Raw genomic sequence first — 16,097 nt, 5'->3', positions numbered from 1 at the left:
CGGGGAGGCCTAGACGCCGGTCCTGGAGGCGCGGAACAGCCGGAACGAGGGCACCAGCAGCGCGACCACCGCCATCGCGACGACGACGACGACCCCGCCGGAGACCATGGCGACGCCGACGCCCGCCGCGCTGGCCACCGCGCCGGCGCGCAGGTCGCCGAGCCGCGGCCCGCCGGCGACGACGACGATGAACACGCCCTGCATCCGCCCGCGCATCTCGTCGGGCGCGGCGGTCTGCAGCATCGACGAGCGCAGCACCGCGCTGACCATGTCCCCGGCCCCGGCGACGGCGAGGAAGAACACCGCCAGCCACAGCGACTGCGCGAGGCCGAACCCGATGATCGCCACGCCCCACACGACGATCGCGGCGAGCACCACCGCGCCCTGCCGGTCGACCCGCGACACCCAGCCCGAGGTCAGGCCCATGAGCAGCGCGCCGATGGAGATGCCGGCGAACAGCCACCCGTAGGCGTTGGCCGAGCCCGCGTAGCGGTCGGCGGCGAGCTCGGGGAACACCGCCTGCGGCCAGGCGAACAGCATCGCGACGACGTCGACGACGAAGGTCATGAGCAGCACCGGCTGGGTGCGCAGGAAGGTGAAGCCCTCCCCCACCCCGCGGACGGCGGCGCCCAGCCGCAGCGGCCCGGTGTTCCCGCCCGGCGGCAGCGGCGGCAGGCCGCGCACCAGGAGCACGGCGACCAGGAGCGTGGCGGCGTCGACGGCGTAGGCGACGAACAGGTCGCCCAGGCCGATGAGCAGCCCGGCGACCAGCGGACCGACGATGACGCCGACCTGCCGCACGGTCATCGCCAGCGCGTTCGCCGCCGCCACGCCCTCCGGCCCGACCAGTGCGGGGATCACCGCGCTGCGCGCGGGCTGGTTGACCGCGGTGAAGCCGGAGACCGCGGCCACGAGCACCCACAGCAGCCAGAGGTTCCCGCCGCCGGGCAGCAGCGCCTGCAGGGCCAGCAGCGCGCTGGTCACCGCCGAGCCGACCCCGGTGACGAGCATGAGCCTCCGCCGGTCCATCGCGTCGGCGATCGCCCCGCCGAGCAGGCCGAAGACCACCAGCGGCACCAGCGAGACCATCGACGTGACGCCGACCAGCAGCGAGTCCCGGGTGATCGCGTACACCTGCACCGGGACGGCGACCAGCGTCATCTGCTGGCCGACCATCGTCGAGGTCAGCCCCCAGAACAGCCGCCGGTAGCCGGGGTTGCGCAGCGGGCTGGTGTCCAGCGCCCAGCCGCGGCGGCGCGGGACGGGCGCGGGCTCGGCGACCTCCCCCGGCTCGACCGGGTCGGCGGGCAACTGCCCGCCGGGAGGTGACGTACTGGAACGGCCCTGCTGCAGGGACCCGCGCCGGGCGTGCGAGGGGCGGGGGGCAGCGGGGTCCTCCGTCACGGGGCGAGCCGCTGGAGGACCCAGCCGCCGCCCTCCTCGTCGTCGCGGACGAACCGCAGCCGGTCGTGCAGCCGCCCGGGCCCGCCCTGCCAGAACTCGACGGTCCGCGGCACCACGCGGTAGCCGCCCCAGGCCGGCGGCCGCGGCACCTTCTCCGTCGTCGTCTCCTCGTCAAGCAGCCGCACCCGCTCCTCGAGCTCCTCCCGGGAGTCGACGACGGTCGACTGCACCGAGGCGACCGCGGCCAGCTGCGCCTCGCGCGGGCGGGGGTCCCACAGGTCGTCGGAGGCGGCCTCGCCGACGCGCTCGACGGTGCCGGTCACGCGGACCTGCCGCTGCAGCGCGTGCCAGGGGAAGACCAGCGCCGCGCGGGGGTTGACGGCCAGCTGCGCGCCCTTGGCGGAGGCGTAGCTGGTGCCGAAGACGAAGCCGGCCTCGTCGTAGCCCTTGAGCAGCACGATCCGCGCGTCCGGGGCGCCGTCGGCGTCGGCCGTGGCCACGACCACCGCGTTCGGGTCGGGGACGTCGGCGGCGACGACGTCGCGGAACCAGGCGTCGAACTGCTCGACCCAGGTGGGCGCGAGGTCCTCCTCGCGCAGCCCCGGGCGGTCGTAGTCCCTGCGCATGCGGGAGAGGTCGGCCACCCCGCCATGCTGACACCGCGCCGGGGAGCGGGCGCCGGGCGGCTCCCGCTGGACGGCAGCCCCGGATGGAACGGAGGCGGCCGCTGGGCCTAGTGTCGCGGTGCAGTCGTGCGCCGCTGAACGTGCGGGCACGAGGTCCGCGCGCAGAGGAGCATGCGAGATGGCCGACGACTTCGTACCCGGCCTCGAGGGCGTCATCGCCTTCGAGACCACGATCGCGGAGCCCGACAAGGACGGCGGGTCGCTCCGCTACCGCGGGGTCGACATCGAGGACCTGGTCGGCAAGATCACCTTCGGCAACGTGTGGGCGCTGCTGGTCGACGGCAAGTTCGGCCCCGGCCTGCCCCCGGCCGAGCCGTTCCCGATCCCGGTGCACAGCGGCGACGTCCGCGTCGACGTCCAGGCCGCGCTGGCGATGCTCGCCCCGTTCTGGGGCTACCGCCCGCTGCTGGACATCAGCGACGAGGAGGCCCGCGACCAGCTGGCCCGCGCCGCGGTCATGGCGCTGTCCTACGTCGCCCAGTCCGCCCGCGGCATCGGCATCCCGGCCGTGCCGCAGAGCCGCATCGACGAGGCCTCCACCATCGTGGAGCGGTTCATGGTCCGCTGGCGCGGCGAGCCCGACCCCCGCCACGTCGCCGCCGTCGACGCCTACTGGACGTCGGCCGCCGAGCACGGCATGAACGCCTCCACCTTCACCGCCCGCGTCATCGCCTCCACCGGCGCCGACGTCGCCGCCGCGATGTCCGGCGCGATCGGCGCGATGTCGGGCCCGCTGCACGGCGGCGCCCCCTCCCGGGTCCTGCACATGCTCGACGGCGTCGAGCAGGCCGGCGACGCGGAGAAGTACGTCAAGGACCTGCTCGACCGCAAGGAGCGCCTGATGGGCTTCGGGCACCGGGTCTACCGGGCCGAGGACCCCCGCGCCCGCACGCTGCGCAAGGCCGCGAAGGAGCTCGGCGCCCCGCGCTTCGAGGCCGCGCTGGCGCTGGAGAACGCCGCGCTCAAGGAGCTGCGCGAGCGGCGCCCGGACCGGCCGATCGAGACCAACGTGGAGTTCTGGGCGGCGATCGTCCTCGACTTCGCCGAGGTCCCGAGCCACATGTTCACGTCGATGTTCACCTGTGCCCGCACCGCCGGCTGGTGCGCGCACATCCTGGAGCAGAAGCAGACCGGCCGCCTCGTGCGCCCGTCGGCCCGCTACGTCGGGCCCGCCGCGCGCAAGCCCGAGGAGGTCGAGGGCTTCGACACCATCACGGTCAAGGCCGTCGACGAGGTCTCCCCGGCGTAGTCCCGGCCCGCCCGACCACCCGTCGAGGAGCACCCCCGGCATGAGCACCACCATCCCCGCCGACCTGCTGCCCGCCGACGGGCGGTTCGGCTGCGGCCCGTCGAAGGTCCGCCCGGAGGCGCTGCGGGCGCTGGCGTCCGAGGGCGCGGCGCTCATGGGCACCTCGCACCGCCAGGCCCCGGTCAAGGGCCTGGTCCGACAGGTCCGCGAGGGGCTGGCCCAGCTGTTCGACCTGCCCGAGGGCTACGAGGTCGTGCTGGGCAACGGGGGCTCCACGGCGTTCTGGGACGCCGCTTCCCTCGGGCTGGTGCGGCGGCGCAGCGCCCACGGCACCTACGGCGAGTTCTCCGCGAAGTTCGCCTCCGCGGTCGCCGAGGCGCCGTTCCTCGAGGAGCCGGTCGTCACGCGGGGCGAGCCGGGCACGCTGGCGCTGCCGACGGCGCAGCCCGGCGTCGACGCCTACGCGTGGGCGCACAACGAGACCTCGACCGGGGTCATGGCGCCGGTGGTCCGCCCGCACGGCGCCGACGACGACGCGCTCGTGCTGATCGACGCCACCAGCGGCGCCGGCGGCCTCCCGGTCGACGTCGCCGAGGCCGACGCCTACTACTTCGCGCCGCAGAAGTCCTTCGCCTCCGACGGCGGGCTCTGGATCGCGCTGATGAGCCCGGCGGCGCTGGAGCGGGTGGCGGAGGTCAAGGCGTCGGGGCGGTGGATCCCCGGGTTCCTGGACCTGTCGATCGCCGTCGACAACTCCACCAAGGACCAGACCTACAACACCCCCGCCGTCGCGACGCTGTTCCTGCTCGCCGACCAGGTCCGCTGGATGCTCGGCCTCGGCGGGCTCTCCGGCGCGGTCGCGCGCAGCCGGGAGTCCTCGAGCCGGCTCTACGGGTGGGCGGAGAAGACCTCCTACACGACGCCGTTCGTCGCCGACCCGGAGCAGCGCAGCCTCGTCGTCGGCACGGTCGACTTCGACCCCTCCGTCGACGCCGCGCAGGTCGCGAAGGTGCTGCGGGCCAACGGCGTGGTCGACGTCGAGCCCTACCGCAAGCTCGGCCGCAACCAGCTGCGGGTCGGCATGTTCCCCGCCGTCGACCCCGACGACGTCAGCGCGCTGACCGCCTGCATCGACTTCGTCGTCGAGCGCCTCTAGAAGGACCCCCTCGCCCCCACCGCTCGCCGACTCGCGGCGGACCCTGCACGGGGGCCGTTCCAGCACGTGGCCGGGGTCAGCGGGCCTGCTCGCCGTCGGCCGGCTGGACGGCGGTGCTCGGGAAGTCCCGCAGGTCGCCGGTCGGACGGCGGTCCCAGCTGCGGAAGGTCAGGTCCGTCTGCAGGTAGAGCGCGACCAGCTCGGCGGTGCTGCGGATGCCCTCGAGGTGGGTGCGCTCGTTGCCGTGGCTGCCGTCGATGCCGAACCCGATGAGCGCGGCGCGGGTGTTGGCGCCGGCCTCCAGCGCCGAGGCGGCGTCGGAGCGGTAGTACTTGTAGACGTCGCGGCGGTGCGGCACCTCGTGCACCCGGCACAGGTCGATCAGGTGCCGGGTCAGGTGGTAGTCGAACGGCCCGGTCGAGTCCTGCATCGCGATGTTGACGCACTGCTCGGAGGACGCCTGCCCGGGCGCGACCACCGAGGTGTCGATGGAGACGAGCTCGGCGACGTCGGCGTCCAGGCCGTGGCTGGCCCCCAGGCCCACCTCCTCGGCGATGGTGACCAGCAGGTGCGCGGTCACCGGCACCTGGATGCCGGAGTCGATGATCGCCTTGAACGCGCCCAGCGCGGCGGCGATGCCGGCCTTGTCGTCGAGGTGGCGGCTGTTGACGAACCCGCTGGGGGTGATCACCGGCTGCGGGTCGATGGCCACGAAGTCGCCGACCTGGATGCCCAGGCGCTCGAGGTCGGCGCGGCTGTGCACCACCTCGTCGACGCGGACCTCGACGTGGTCCCAGCCCACGCCCTGCTCGTCGACCTCGTCGCCGAAGCGGTGCCCGCTGGCCTTGTTGGGCAGGATCGTCCCGGTGTGCCGGTAGTCGCCGGACACGTCGTCGGAGAAGATGATCACCCGGGCGCCCTCGGCGAAGCGGGCGCTGTGCGTGCCCACCGGCACGATCGCCAGCCGGCCGTTGTCCTTGAGCCCGCTGACCATGCAGCCGATCGTGTCGGCGTGCACCACCACGGTCCGGTCGGCGCCGGGCGAGGCGCTGGGCAGCTCGGCCAACAGCGCGCCGCGGCGGGTGACCTCGAAGTCCATGCCCAGGCTCCGCAGCTCGCCGCCGATGAGCTGCATCACGTGGTCGGTGCGCCCCGAGGGGCTCGGGATGTCGAGCATCTGCAGCAGCACGCGCTGGACGTAGTCCATGTCGATGGGCAGGCGCTTCTGTCCCGCGTCGACCGGGCTCGGCAGGAAGCGGGGGTTGAGCTCGCCGTCGTCTCGGACGAGGCCGGTGTCGTCCCGGGGGCCGGTCAGCATGGGGGTCGAGTCTAAGACGGACTTGGCGGGCGCCCGCGCGGCCCGCCACGCCGGAGGACATCCGGCACGGACCCGGCTGCCGCGGATAGCCTCGCGCGTGGTCCCCTGTCACCCAGGGGATCCCGTCGTCCCGCCGTCCGTCCGAGGAGGTCCCGTGCGCTCGCTGCGTCTCGTGGGCCTGTCCGACGACGGCCGCAGCCTGGTCCTCGCCCTCGACGGCGGGGACGGTGACGAGGGCGAGCGCTTCGAGCTGCCGATCGACGACCGGGTGCGCGCCGCGGCCCGCGGGGACACCCGCCGGCTGGGCCAGATGGAGTCCGACGGCGGCCTGTCGCCGCGGGTCATCCAGGCCCGCATCCGCGCCGGCGAGACCCCGGAGCAGGTCGCGTCCGCCTCGGGCACCCGGGTGGAGCGGATCATGCGCTTCGCGCACACGGTGCTGCAGGAGCGCGCCCGCATGGCCGAGCAGGCCCGCCAGGCCCGGGTCCGGCTGTCGGAGGGCACCTCCGGCGAGCCGCTGCAGCAGTTCATGGCCGAGCGGCTGCGGCTGCTCGGCGCCGACCTCGACGCCGTCCGCTGGGACGCCGCCCGCTCCGAGGACGGCACCTGGGTGGTCACCGCCGCCTGGCGCGCCGGGACCAAGGAGGGCACCACGCAGTGGGCCTACGACCTCGCCGGCCGCGCGGTCAGCCCCTTCGACGCCCCCACCCGCGACTTCGCGGAGGGCACCCGGCTGGTCCGCGTCGTCCCCGGGGTGCCCGCCGAGCGGCCGGCGCTGCCCGTGCACCGCAGCGCCGCCGTCCCCGAGCGCCCCACCCCGGAGCGCCCCACGCCCGAGCGGCCGGCGTCCGAGCGGCCCGTCCCGCCGGCCGACGAGCCGCGCACCGGCCCGGGTGAGCGGCGCACCGACCCCGCCGAGGACGAGGACGTCTCCGAGCACGACACCGTCGTGCTGCGCACCGGCGAGTCCGACGGCGAGGACGAGGACCCGCGCGCCCGCGTGCCCGCCTGGGAGGACATCGTCTTCGGGGTCCGCCGCAACCGCTGAGCAGTACGCTCGCCACTCCGGACCGACGTGTCCGTCCGGGGGGCCGCGGGTACGTCGTCCACAACCGAACGAGTGCGGGAGTGGAGCGCAACATGTCGATGTCCGTGTCGATGCCCCTGGGCGGAGTCCAGGTCGGGTCGTACGACAGCTACCAGGCGGCGCAGGCCGCGGTGGACCACCTCTCCGACGAGAGGTTCCCGGTCGAGAACGTGACGATCATTGGGTCGGACCTGCGGATGGTCGAGCGGGTCACCGGGCGGCTCACCTGGGGCCGCGCGATCGGCGCGGGTGCCGCGGGCGGCGCCTGGTGGGGTCTGTTCGTCGGCCTGCTGCTGGGCATCTTCGCCCCCGACGGCACCAGCTGGATCAGCTCGGTGCTGACCGGCCTGCTGATCGGTCTGCTGTTCGGTGCGCTGTTCGGCGCCATGGGCTACGCGGCCACCCGCGGTCAGCGCGACTTCACCAGCGTCTCGCAGGTCACCGCGAGCCGGTACGACGTCATGTGCGACCCCTCCCGCGCCGAGGAGGCCCGCGCCATCCTGGCCCGCTGGTCCCTGCGCAACTAGCGGAGGGTCGCGAACGCGACGGCGGCCGCGGCGGCGACGCCGAGGGAGTCGACGCCGGCGCGCATGGGGATCCGGGCGCGCACCCGGGCGGCGGCCTGCGCCTCCCGGGTGAGCCCGGGTCCCTCCGCGCCGAGCAGCACCGCGGTGCGCGGGTGCGCCCGCGGGTCCACCTCGTCCAGGTCCACCGCGTCGGCGGCGGGCGTGAGCGCGACGGTGAGGTAGCCGGCCGCGTGCAGCCGCTCGAGCCCGGCCGGCCAGTCGGTCAGGACGGCGAACGGCAGCGCCAGCACGTGCCCCATGGAGACCCGCACCGCGCGGCGGTAGAGCGGGTCGGCGCAGCGCGGGTCCAGCAGCAGCCCGTCGACGCCGAGGGCCACGGCCGAGCGGGCGATCGAGCCGAGGTTCTCGGCGTCGTTGAGCGCCTCGAGCACCGCCAGCCGCCGCGGCGCCGCCGGGTCGGGCCCGGCCAGCAGCGCGCCGACGTCGGCCGGCGGGCGGCGGTCGGCCGATGCCAGGACGCCGCGGGTCAGCCGGAAGCCGATCAGCTCCGACAGCGCCCACTTGTCCATCTCGTAGGCGGGCACGCCCTCGGGGAGGTCCAGCTCGGCCAGCCGCCCGGGCACACCGAGCACCGCCCGCACCCGGTACGGCGAGGCGAGGAGCCGCTGCACGGCCGGGACGCCCTCGACGATCACCGGGCCGGTCCCCCGCACCCGCCCGGCGGGACGGTCGCCGGCGTGCAGGTCGCGGAAGTCGGCCACCCGCTCGTCGGCGACGTCGGTGATCTGCACGCTCACGCCCCGATCCTCCCCGAGCGGTCCGCGCCCCCCGCCCGCAGGATCCAGTGGTGACCGACAGGACCGTCGTCGTCGGAGCCGGGATCGCCGGCGTCGCCTGTGCCCGCGCGCTCGCGGACGCGGGCGTGCCGGTGCTGGTCCGCGACCGCGGCCACCGCCCCGGGGGCCGCATGGCGTCCCGGACGCTGGCCGGCCGGGTCACCGACCTCGGCGCCTCCTACCTGACCGCCGAGCCCGGCTCGCCGTTCGCCGCCGTGGTCGGGGACTGGGTGGCCCGGGGGCTGGCCCGGCCGTGGACCGACACGTTCGCCGTCGCCGGGCCGGACGGGATCCGCGACAGCAGCAGCGGTCCGGTCCGCTACGCCGCGCCCGGCGGGCTGCGCTCGCTGGTCGCCGACCTCGCCGCCGGCCTCGACGTCGTCCAGGAGTCCTCGGTGGAGCGGGTGGAGCCCGGCGCCCGGGTCGACGGCGCGGAGGCGCCCGCCGCCGTCCTGGCGCTGCCCGACCCGCAGGCCCGCCGCCTGCTGCCGCCGGACCTGGCCGCCCGCCTGCTCGGCGACGAGGGCGCGCGGCCCTGGCAGCCGACCCTGGCCGTGGCGCTGGGCTGGGACGAGCGCCACTGGCCGGCCGACCTGCACGGCGCCTTCGTGCACGACGACCCGGTGGTCGAGTGGGTCGCCGACGACGGCGACCGGCGCGGCGACGGCGCCCCCGTGCTGGTGGCGCACACGACGCCGGGCACCGCCGCCGCGCACCTCGACGACCCCGGCCGGGCGGCGCCGGAGGTCACCGCCGCAGTGTGCCGCGCGCTGGGCATCGACCGCCCGCCGGCCTGGACGCACGTGCACCGCTGGGCCTTCGCCAAGCCGGCGGCCCCGCGCGAAGAACCGTTCGGCCTGGTCGACGGCGTCGGCGTCTGCGGCGACGGGTGGCGGGCGCCGTCGAAGGTGGGGAGCGCCTGGACCAGCGGGCACCTGCTCGGCGCCGCACTGGGCGGGCGCTGAGCGCCCGCGGGCCTCGCCCCTCCCCCGGGCCCGGCCGACGCCGCGGCCCGCCGCCGCTGACCCCTCCCCGCGCACGGGGCCGTTGACGCCGCCCGCAGAACTCATCTAGCGTTGAGTTCATCAGGCGTTGAGTTCTCGCCACTCGGGAGGCCGACATGACCGACGCCGTCACCGTCACCGACCTCGTCGTCCACCGCGGGCGCCGCCGGGTGCTGCACGACCTGTCGTGCGCGGTCCCCGCCGGGCGGGTCACCGGCCTGCTGGGACCCAGCGGCAGCGGGAAGACGACGCTCATGCGCGCGCTGGTCGGCGTGCAGAAGGTGCGCTCGGGCACGGTGACCGTGCTCGGCGAGCCCGCCGGCTCCCCCGGCCTGCGCCGCCGGGTCGGGTACGTCACCCAGGCGCCGAGCGTCTACGCCGACCTCACCGTGCGGGAGAACGCCCGCCACTTCGCCGCCCTGTACGGCCGGGGCGCCCGGGCCGCCGACGACGCGTTGGCCGCCGTCGGGCTGGCCGACGCCGCCGGGCAGCTGGTCGGCGACCTCTCCGGCGGCCAGCGCGGCCGGGCGTCCCTGGCCTGCGCGCTGGTGGGCGAGCCGGAGCTGCTGGTCCTCGACGAGCCGACCGTCGGCCTGGACCCGGTGCTGCGCGTGGAGCTGTGGGACCGGTTCCACGCCCTCGCCGCGGCCGGCACCACCCTCGTCGTCTCCAGCCACGTCATGGACGAGGCCGGGCGCTGTGACCGGCTGCTGCTGCTCCGGGAGGGCCGGCTGCTGGCCGACTCCACGCCCGCGCGGCTGCGCGCCGACTCCGGCACCGACGACCTCGAGGAGTCCTTCCTCCGCCTCGTGCGGGCCCAGCAGCAGGAGGTGGCGGCGTGAGCGCCCCGGCCGCCGTCCTGAGCCCCCGGCTCACCGGCGCGATCACCGCCCGGGTGCTGCGGCAGCTCCGGCACGACCACCGCACCATCGCGATGATGGTGCTGCTGCCCAGCCTGCTGCTCGGGCTGCTGTACCTGCTCTGGCGGGACGTGCCGACGCTGCCCGGTCAGCCGAGCGTCTTCGACCGGGTCGGGCTCACCATGCTCGGCGTCTTCCCGTTCGTGGTGATGTTCCTGGTCACCAGCATCGCGATGCTGCGGGAGCGGACCTCCGGCACCCTCGAGCGGCTGCTCACCACCCCGCTGTCCCGGCTGGACCTGCTGCTCGGCTACGGCGTCGCGTTCGGCCTGGCCGCCGCGGTGCAGGCGCTGGTCACGGTCACGGTGGCCACCACGCTCTACGACCTCGACATCGCCGGGTCGCCGTGGCTGGTGGTGCTCATCGCCGTCGCCAACGCCGTCCTCGGCGTGGCGCTCGGCCTGCTGGCCAGCGCGTTCGCCCGCAGCGAGTTCCAGGCCGTGCAGTTCATGCCGGTCGTCGTGCTGCCGCAGTTCTTCCTCTGCGGGCTGCTCGTCCCCCGCGAGCAGATGGCCGGCTGGCTGCAGGCGATCAGCGACGTGCTGCCGCTGACCTACGCGGTGGAGGCCCTGCAGGAGGTCGGGCGGTCGGCCGCCGAGACGGGGACGATGTGGCGGGACGTCGGCATCGTGGCCGGCGCGGCGGTGCTCGCCCTCGCCCTGGCGGCGGCGACCCTGCGGAGGAGGACCAGCTGACGGCAGCACGGCGCTCCGGACGGCGCCCCGGCAACCCCGACACCCGGCAGGCGGTGCTGGCCGCGGCCCGCACCGCCTTCGCCGAGCGCGGCTTCGACGCGACGTCGATCCGCGCGGTCGCCACGGCCGCCGGCGTGGACCCCGCCCTGGTGCACCACTACTTCGGCACCAAGGACAAGCTCTTCCTCGCCGCGATCGAGGCACCGGCCGACCCCGAGGCCTTCCTCCCCGAGGTGCTCGCGGCCGGGCCGGAGCACCTCGGGGAGAACGTCGTCCGCATGCTGCTGCGGGTGTGGGACGGCCCCATGCGCCCGGCCGGCCTGGCGCTGGTCCGCTCCGCGGTCGGCAACGAGTGGACCGCGCGGCTGCTGCGCGAGTTCCTCGTCTCGCAGGTGCTGCGGCGGGTGCTCGGGACCCTCGACCTGCCGGCCGCCGAGGGCGAGGCCCGCGGCGCGCTGGTGGCCTCCCAGCTGGTCGGCGTGGTGATGACCCGCTACGTGCTCCGCGTCGAGCCGCTGGCCTCCGCGCCGGCCGAGGAGCTGGTCGCGGCCGTCGGGCCCACCCTGCAGCGCTACCTCACCGGGGACGTCGCCCTGCCCGGCCGGCGGGACTAGCGCGCGACGCGGGCCAGCTGCCGGGCCTGGGCGACCAGCCGGCCGGTGGAGTCCCAGATCCGGCACTCCTCGTCCGACCAGCCGCCGGTGACCTCGGTGGACCGGGACTCGACGACGCACCAGCCCGGTGCCGGGAGCGCGCGCACCAGCACCTGCAGCTGCACGGTGGGCGCCCAGCCGGGCTTCCCGACGGCGAACGCGGTGGGCGGCAGCGCGTCGGCGAACAGCAGCAGGGCCAGCGGGTCGGGCTCGCGGCCGTCGGCCAGCCGGATCCAGGCGCGCAGCAGCCGGCGGTCCGAGGGCCGGCCGGCCACCCAGCCCGCGGTCGCCGGGTCCAGCCGGGTGTCCAGCTGCCGGGCCAGGCCCACGGCCGGGCCGCCCTCGGTGGTGCGGGTGGCCACGCACTCGTCGGGCGCCGGGAGCTCCGGCGCCGGGTTGACCGTGTAGTCGGCGACGGCGTCGGCGCCGAGGGTCGCCGTCGTCACCTGGACGGCGAGGGAGGGCCCGGCCGCCCCGGCGAGCAGCACCGAGGAGTGCGCGAGCGTGCGCCCGACGGGCCCGGCGGTGACCGCGAGGTCGGCCGGCCCGCCCGGGGTGGCGCGCAGGTAGCTCGCCGACAGCGCCACCGGGTGCGGGTGCGGGCTGTCCAGCAGCGCCGCCCGTGCCACGACCGCGAGCAGGTAGCCGCCGTTGAGGACGCCGCTGCCGACGTCCCAGCCCGGGTCCAGCTCGGCCCGGACGCCCCCGCCCTCGGTGCGGGTGACGGCGGTGGCCCGGTCGAAGGCGGACTGCGCGGTGTCGGTCTGCGGCACGGCGGACAGGGTGCCAGGGTGGTCCCCCGTGGAGTACACGCACCTCGGGCGCAGCGGTCTGTCGGTCTCGCGGCTGTGCCTCGGCACGATGAACTTCGGCTGGAAGACCGAGGAGGCCGACGCCCACGCGATCATGGACCGGGCGCACGACGAGGGCGTCAACTTCTTCGACACCGCCAACGTCTACGGCTTCGACGCCGGCAAGGGCCGCACCGAGGAGGTGCTGGGCACCTGGTTCGCGCAGGGCGGCGGCCGCCGGGAGCGCACGGTCCTCGCCACCAAGGTCTACGGCTCGATGAGCGAGTGGCCCAACGACACGTTCCTGTCCGCGCGCAACCTGGTGCGGTCGGCCGACGAGTCGCTGCGCCGGATGCAGACCGACTGGATCGACCTCTACCAGTTCCACCACGTCGACCTCGAGACGCCGTGGGACGAGATCTGGCAGGCCTGCGAGACGCTCGTCGCCCAGGGCAAGGTGCTCTACGTCGGGTCGTCCAACCACGCGGCCTGGCAGCTGGTCGCGGCCAACGAGGCCGCCGCCCGGCGGCACTTCCTCGGGCTGGTGAGCGAGCAGTCGCACTACAACCTGCTCACCCGCCACGTGGAGCTCGAGGTGCTCCCGGCGGCGCGGCACCACGGCATCGGCGTCATCCCGTGGAGCCCGCTCGCCGGCGGTCTGCTCGCCGGCGCGCTCGGGCAGCCGGAGGGCACCCGCCGCACGGAGGACCGCCAGCAGCGGCGCATCGAGCGGCACCGCCCGGCCCTGCAGGCCTACGAGGACGCCTGCGGCGAGTGGGGGCTCGCCCCGGCCGACGTCGCGCTGGCCTGGCTGCTGCACCGGGACGGCGTCACCGCGCCGATCGTCGGCCCGCGCACGATGGAGCAGTTCACCGGGTCGCTGGCCGCGCTCGACGTGCGGCTGGAGCAGGCCCAGCTCGACCGCCTCGACGAGGTCTTCCCCGGCTTCAGGCCCGCTCCGGTGGAGTACGCGTGGTGACCGTCGCGAAGGTGCCGAGCGTCTCGTGCCGGCCCGCGGTGCTGCGCACCAGGGCCACCTCCGTCAGGGTCCAGTCCGGCCCGCGGTAGCCGGCCAGCCGGGCGGGCAGGTCGCCGTCGGCGGGCCGGCGGGGGGGCCAGCGGCCGAGGGTGAGGTGCGGGCGGAACGGCCGGTCCTCGACCGGCAGGCCCAGCCCGCGCGCGGCGCGGGCCAGCCGCCCGGCCAGGGCGGTGACGACGGCGACGTCGCCGTCCAGGCCCGCCCAGAACACCTGCGGCCGCCGGGCGGACCCGAACCGGCCGGCGCCGGCCAGCCGCAGCACCGCCGGCGGCGTGCCGGCGACCGCGGACCCCACGGCGGCGGTGAGCGGCTCCAGGAGCGCCGCCGGGACGGCGCCGAGGAACAGCAGCGTGAGGTGCCAGCGGGCGGGGTCCCCCCAGCGGGGCGCGCCGGGGGCCTCGCGCAGCGGCGCGACGGCCGCCGCGAGGGAGTCGCGGGCCGGCGCCGGCGGTGCCACCGCGACGAACAGCCGCAGCGGCGCCGGCGCGCTCAGCGCACCACCAGGCCGGCCCTGGCCAGCGCGGTCTCCACCCGCAGCCGCTCGGCGTCGCGCGCGGTGCCCGGCGGCGTGCCGAGCAGCGTGGTCGGGATCTCGAGGAGTTCCGCCGCCTCGGCGAGGAGGTCGTCGTAGGCGGCGAGGATCCCGCGGCGCCGGGCCATGGGCACCCCGGCGGGGACCTGGGCGACCTGGCGGGACAGCCGGCGCAGGTCGGTGGCGACGACCTCGAGCGGCCGGTGGGGCGGCTCCACCGGCTCCGGGCTCCGGCGCCGCAGCGGCGCCGGCACCTGCGCCGACCCGAAGACCACCCTGGCGAGCCAGCCGATGAGCGCGACCGACCCGACCACGCCCGCGACGATCGATCCGAGTTGCAGCAGCGCAGCAGGCATGTCGCCTCCACGGACGACGCGGGTCGTGACGTGTGTCACGGTACGTCCTGAGAGGCCGTCCGGCCTCCTCCGGCGTCCGCCGGCGCCAGCGACGGGAGGGCCCGCGTCCCCACGTGCAGCCGCAGCCGCGGCGGGAGCACGTGCGCCTCCAGCCGGACCCGCCGCCCCCGGGCCAGCCACAGCCCCGCGACGGCGCCGGCCGCGACGACGACCAGCCCGCCGAGGATCAGCCCCCACGGCGCGCCGAGGTGCTCGGAGGCCCAGCCGATCAGCGGGGCGCCCAGCGGCGTGCCGCCCATGAAGGACGTGAAGTACAGGGCCATCACCCGCCCGCGCATCTGCGGGTCGGCGCCCAGCTGCACGAAGCTGTTGTTGGCCACGCTGAACACCAGGGCCGCCGCGCCGGTGGGCACCAGCAGGACGGCGAACGGCCAGAAGCCCGGCATGAGGCCGCAGGCCACGGTGAGCAGCCCGAAAACGACGGCCGAGGTGACCAGGAACCGCTGCCGCGGGCGGGCGCTGCGGCGGGTGGACAGGAACGCGCCGGTCAGCGAGCCCACGGCGAACGTCGTCGAGAGCAGGCCGAACGCCTCGGCACCGAGGTCGAACACCTCGCGGGCCATGAGCGCGATCGTGACCTGGAAGTTGAACCCGAAGGTGCCGATGACGAAGGCCAGCACCATCGCCAGCCGCAGGTCCGGCCGCGACCAGGTGTAGGCCAGCCCCGCCCGCAGCTGCCCGCGGGCGCGCGCGACCGGCTCGCTGCGGCGCAGCTCCCCGGCCCGCATGAGCAGCAGCGCCCCGATGGTGAACACGAAGCTGGCGGCGTTGACGAGGAACGCGGGCGCGGTGTCGCCGCCCGAGGCGCCGATGAGCAGGCCGGCCAGCGACGGCCCGACCAGCCGGGCGCCGTTGAAGATCGTCGAGTTGAGCCCGACCGCGTTGGCCAGCAGGTCGCCGCCGACCATCTCGGAGACGAACGCCTGCCGCACCGGGGCGTCGACCGCCGACACGCACCCCAGCGCGCCGGCCAGCACGAACACGTGCCACAACGCGACGGCGCCGGTGGCCACGAGCGTGCCGAGGCCCAGCGCGAGCAGGCCCATCAGCGCCTGGGTGACGACGAGGACGCGGCGCTTGTCGTAGCGGTCGGCCAGCACCCCGCCGTACATGCTCAGCAGCAGCGTCGGGCCGAACTGCAGGGCGGTGATCAGGCCGAGCGCCACCCCGCTGTCGCCGGACAGCTGCAGCACCAGCCAGTCCTGGCCGATGCGCTGCATCCACGTGCCGGTCAGGCTGACCAGGTTCGCCGACGCGTAGAGCCGGAAGTTGTGCACGCGGAGCGACCGGAACGGGCTGCGCCCGCTGGTGGCCGGTCCCCCCGAGCCGGGTTCAGCAGGCGTGGACGTCACCCACCGGCGAGCTCCTCCATGATCTCCGCGGCCTCGCGCAGGGTCGCCCGCTGCTGCGGGGTGAGCCGCTGCAGCTGGCTCGACAGCCACGCCTCCCGGGCCCGGGCCTCCTCGGCCAGCAGCGTCTCGGCCGCCGGGGTCAGGTCGATGACCACCTGCCGGCCGTCGGTCGGGTGCGGCGTGCGGGTGACCAGGCCCATGCCCTCCAGCGCGACCACCACGCGGGTCATCGACGGCGGCTGCACCCGCTCGTGCGCGGCCAGCTCCCCCGGGCTCATCGCGCCGTGCCGCTTGATCGTGGACAGCGCGGCGAGGTGGGTGAGGGTGACCGAGGTGTCGACCCGCTGGTTGCGCAGCCGGCGGGAGAAGCGCATGACCGCCAGCCGCAGGTCGTGAGCCAGTGCCGCGGTGTCCAGCGTCGACCGGGTCACG

At 75.9% G+C, this 16,097-nt stretch carries 18 protein-coding genes; 9 read left to right on the top strand and 9 right to left on the bottom strand.

The annotated features are described in order from the left end of the window. Nucleotides 1-9: 9 nt before the first annotated feature. Both ACI8AK_RS08800 and pdxH read right to left on the bottom strand, forming a co-directional pair. Entirely contained in the window at nt 10-1,311 is a 1,302-nt protein-coding gene (locus ACI8AK_RS08800) for an MFS transporter (protein WP_456955885.1), read from the bottom strand. An 89-nt stretch (nt 1,312-1,400) separates the two neighbouring features. After that, on the bottom strand, nt 1,401-2,048 hold the full coding sequence (gene pdxH, locus ACI8AK_RS08795; protein WP_387987991.1) for a pyridoxamine 5'-phosphate oxidase: 648 nt from the start codon (nt 2,046-2,048) through the stop codon (nt 1,401-1,403). Nucleotides 2,049-2,208: 160 nt separating this feature from the next. On the opposite strand from pdxH, the gene ACI8AK_RS08790 reads away from it, so the two are divergent. Next, on the top strand, nt 2,209-3,339 hold the full coding sequence (locus tag ACI8AK_RS08790; RefSeq protein WP_387987992.1) for a citrate synthase 2: 1,131 nt from the start codon (nt 2,209-2,211) through the stop codon (nt 3,337-3,339). A gap of 40 nt (nt 3,340-3,379) precedes the next feature. Continuing rightward, on the top strand, nt 3,380-4,495 hold the full coding sequence (gene serC / locus ACI8AK_RS08785; RefSeq protein ID WP_456955883.1) for a phosphoserine transaminase: 1,116 nt from the start codon (nt 3,380-3,382) through the stop codon (nt 4,493-4,495). Between the two features lie 76 nt (nt 4,496-4,571). On the opposite strand, the gene ACI8AK_RS08780 is transcribed toward serC, so the two are convergent. Beyond that, a complete protein-coding gene (locus ACI8AK_RS08780; RefSeq protein ID WP_387987994.1) occupies nt 4,572-5,813 on the bottom strand; it encodes an osmoprotectant NAGGN system M42 family peptidase in 1,242 nt (413 codons plus the stop codon). A 154-nt stretch (nt 5,814-5,967) separates the two neighbouring features. Here ACI8AK_RS08780 and sepH point away from each other — a divergent pair, with 154 nt between their 5' ends. Both sepH and ACI8AK_RS08770 read left to right on the top strand, forming a co-directional pair. Further along, on the top strand, nt 5,968-6,861 hold the full coding sequence (gene sepH / locus ACI8AK_RS08775) for a septation protein SepH (RefSeq protein WP_456955882.1): 894 nt from the start codon (nt 5,968-5,970) through the stop codon (nt 6,859-6,861). A 92-nt stretch (nt 6,862-6,953) separates the two neighbouring features. Then, a complete protein-coding gene (locus ACI8AK_RS08770; RefSeq protein ID WP_387987996.1) occupies nt 6,954-7,427 on the top strand; it encodes a general stress protein in 474 nt (157 codons plus the stop codon). Here ACI8AK_RS08770 and ACI8AK_RS08765 read toward each other — a convergent pair. Continuing rightward, nucleotides 7,424-8,224 carry a TrmH family RNA methyltransferase gene (locus tag ACI8AK_RS08765; protein ID WP_387987997.1) on the bottom strand — a complete coding sequence of 267 codons (801 nt, stop codon included), beginning with the start codon at nt 8,222-8,224 and terminating at the stop codon, nt 7,424-7,426. The two genes, ACI8AK_RS08770 and ACI8AK_RS08765, sit on opposite strands and share 4 nt — an antisense overlap. A gap of 50 nt (nt 8,225-8,274) precedes the next feature. Here ACI8AK_RS08765 and ACI8AK_RS08760 point away from each other — a divergent pair, with 50 nt between their 5' ends. The 4 genes from ACI8AK_RS08760 to ACI8AK_RS08745 all read left to right on the top strand — a co-directional run bounded on the left by ACI8AK_RS08760 (nt 8,275) and on the right by ACI8AK_RS08745 (nt 11,496). Next, on the top strand, nt 8,275-9,228 hold the full coding sequence (locus ACI8AK_RS08760) for an NAD(P)/FAD-dependent oxidoreductase (RefSeq protein ID WP_456955880.1): 954 nt from the start codon (nt 8,275-8,277) through the stop codon (nt 9,226-9,228). A gap of 155 nt (nt 9,229-9,383) precedes the next feature. Continuing rightward, nucleotides 9,384-10,109, top strand: coding sequence for an ABC transporter ATP-binding protein (locus tag ACI8AK_RS08755; RefSeq protein WP_387987999.1), 726 nt, complete (start codon nt 9,384-9,386; stop codon nt 10,107-10,109). Beyond that, nucleotides 10,106-10,882 carry an ABC transporter permease gene (locus tag ACI8AK_RS08750; RefSeq protein ID WP_387988000.1) on the top strand — a complete coding sequence of 259 codons (777 nt, stop codon included), beginning with the start codon at nt 10,106-10,108 and terminating at the stop codon, nt 10,880-10,882. Before ACI8AK_RS08755 ends, ACI8AK_RS08750 begins: the two co-directional genes overlap by 4 nt. Nucleotides 10,883-10,935: 53 nt before the next feature. After that, on the top strand, nt 10,936-11,496 hold the full coding sequence (locus ACI8AK_RS08745; RefSeq protein ID WP_387988001.1) for a TetR/AcrR family transcriptional regulator: 561 nt from the start codon (nt 10,936-10,938) through the stop codon (nt 11,494-11,496). Here ACI8AK_RS08745 and ACI8AK_RS08740 read toward each other — a convergent pair. Beyond that, entirely contained in the window at nt 11,493-12,308 is an 816-nt protein-coding gene (locus ACI8AK_RS08740) for a thioesterase family protein (protein WP_456955879.1), read from the bottom strand. The two genes, ACI8AK_RS08745 and ACI8AK_RS08740, sit on opposite strands and share 4 nt — an antisense overlap. Before the next feature lie 28 nt (nt 12,309-12,336). On the opposite strand from ACI8AK_RS08740, the gene ACI8AK_RS08735 reads away from it, so the two are divergent. Continuing rightward, nucleotides 12,337-13,305, top strand: coding sequence for an aldo/keto reductase (locus ACI8AK_RS08735; protein WP_387988003.1), 969 nt, complete (start codon nt 12,337-12,339; stop codon nt 13,303-13,305). Here the strand turns inward: ACI8AK_RS08735 and thpR are convergent. The 4 genes from thpR to ACI8AK_RS08715 are packed head-to-tail and all read right to left on the bottom strand — an operon-like array spanning nt 13,274 to nt 16,096. Then, on the bottom strand, nt 13,274-13,834 hold the full coding sequence (gene thpR / locus ACI8AK_RS08730; protein WP_456955914.1) for an RNA 2',3'-cyclic phosphodiesterase: 561 nt from the start codon (nt 13,832-13,834) through the stop codon (nt 13,274-13,276). The two genes, ACI8AK_RS08735 and thpR, sit on opposite strands and share 32 nt — an antisense overlap. 20 nt (nt 13,835-13,854) lie before the next feature. Continuing rightward, entirely contained in the window at nt 13,855-14,253 is a 399-nt protein-coding gene (locus ACI8AK_RS08725; protein WP_387988004.1) for a hypothetical protein, read from the bottom strand. Nucleotides 14,254-14,288: 35 nt separating this feature from the next. Then, nucleotides 14,289-15,665, bottom strand: a complete 1,377-nt coding sequence (locus ACI8AK_RS08720) for an MFS transporter (RefSeq protein ID WP_456955877.1) — start codon at nt 15,663-15,665, stop codon at nt 14,289-14,291. Further along, nucleotides 15,662-16,096 carry a MarR family winged helix-turn-helix transcriptional regulator gene (locus ACI8AK_RS08715; RefSeq protein WP_387988006.1) on the bottom strand — a complete coding sequence of 145 codons (435 nt, stop codon included), beginning with the start codon at nt 16,094-16,096 and terminating at the stop codon, nt 15,662-15,664. The genes ACI8AK_RS08720 and ACI8AK_RS08715 overlap by 4 nt, the downstream gene beginning before the upstream one ends. Between the last annotated feature and the right edge of the window lies 1 nt (nt 16,097).

Source organism: Geodermatophilus sp. SYSU D00867 (assembly GCF_054050315.1).
Note: the sequence above shows the minus strand (reverse complement) of the source record. Positions and strands in the feature narration are given on the sequence as shown.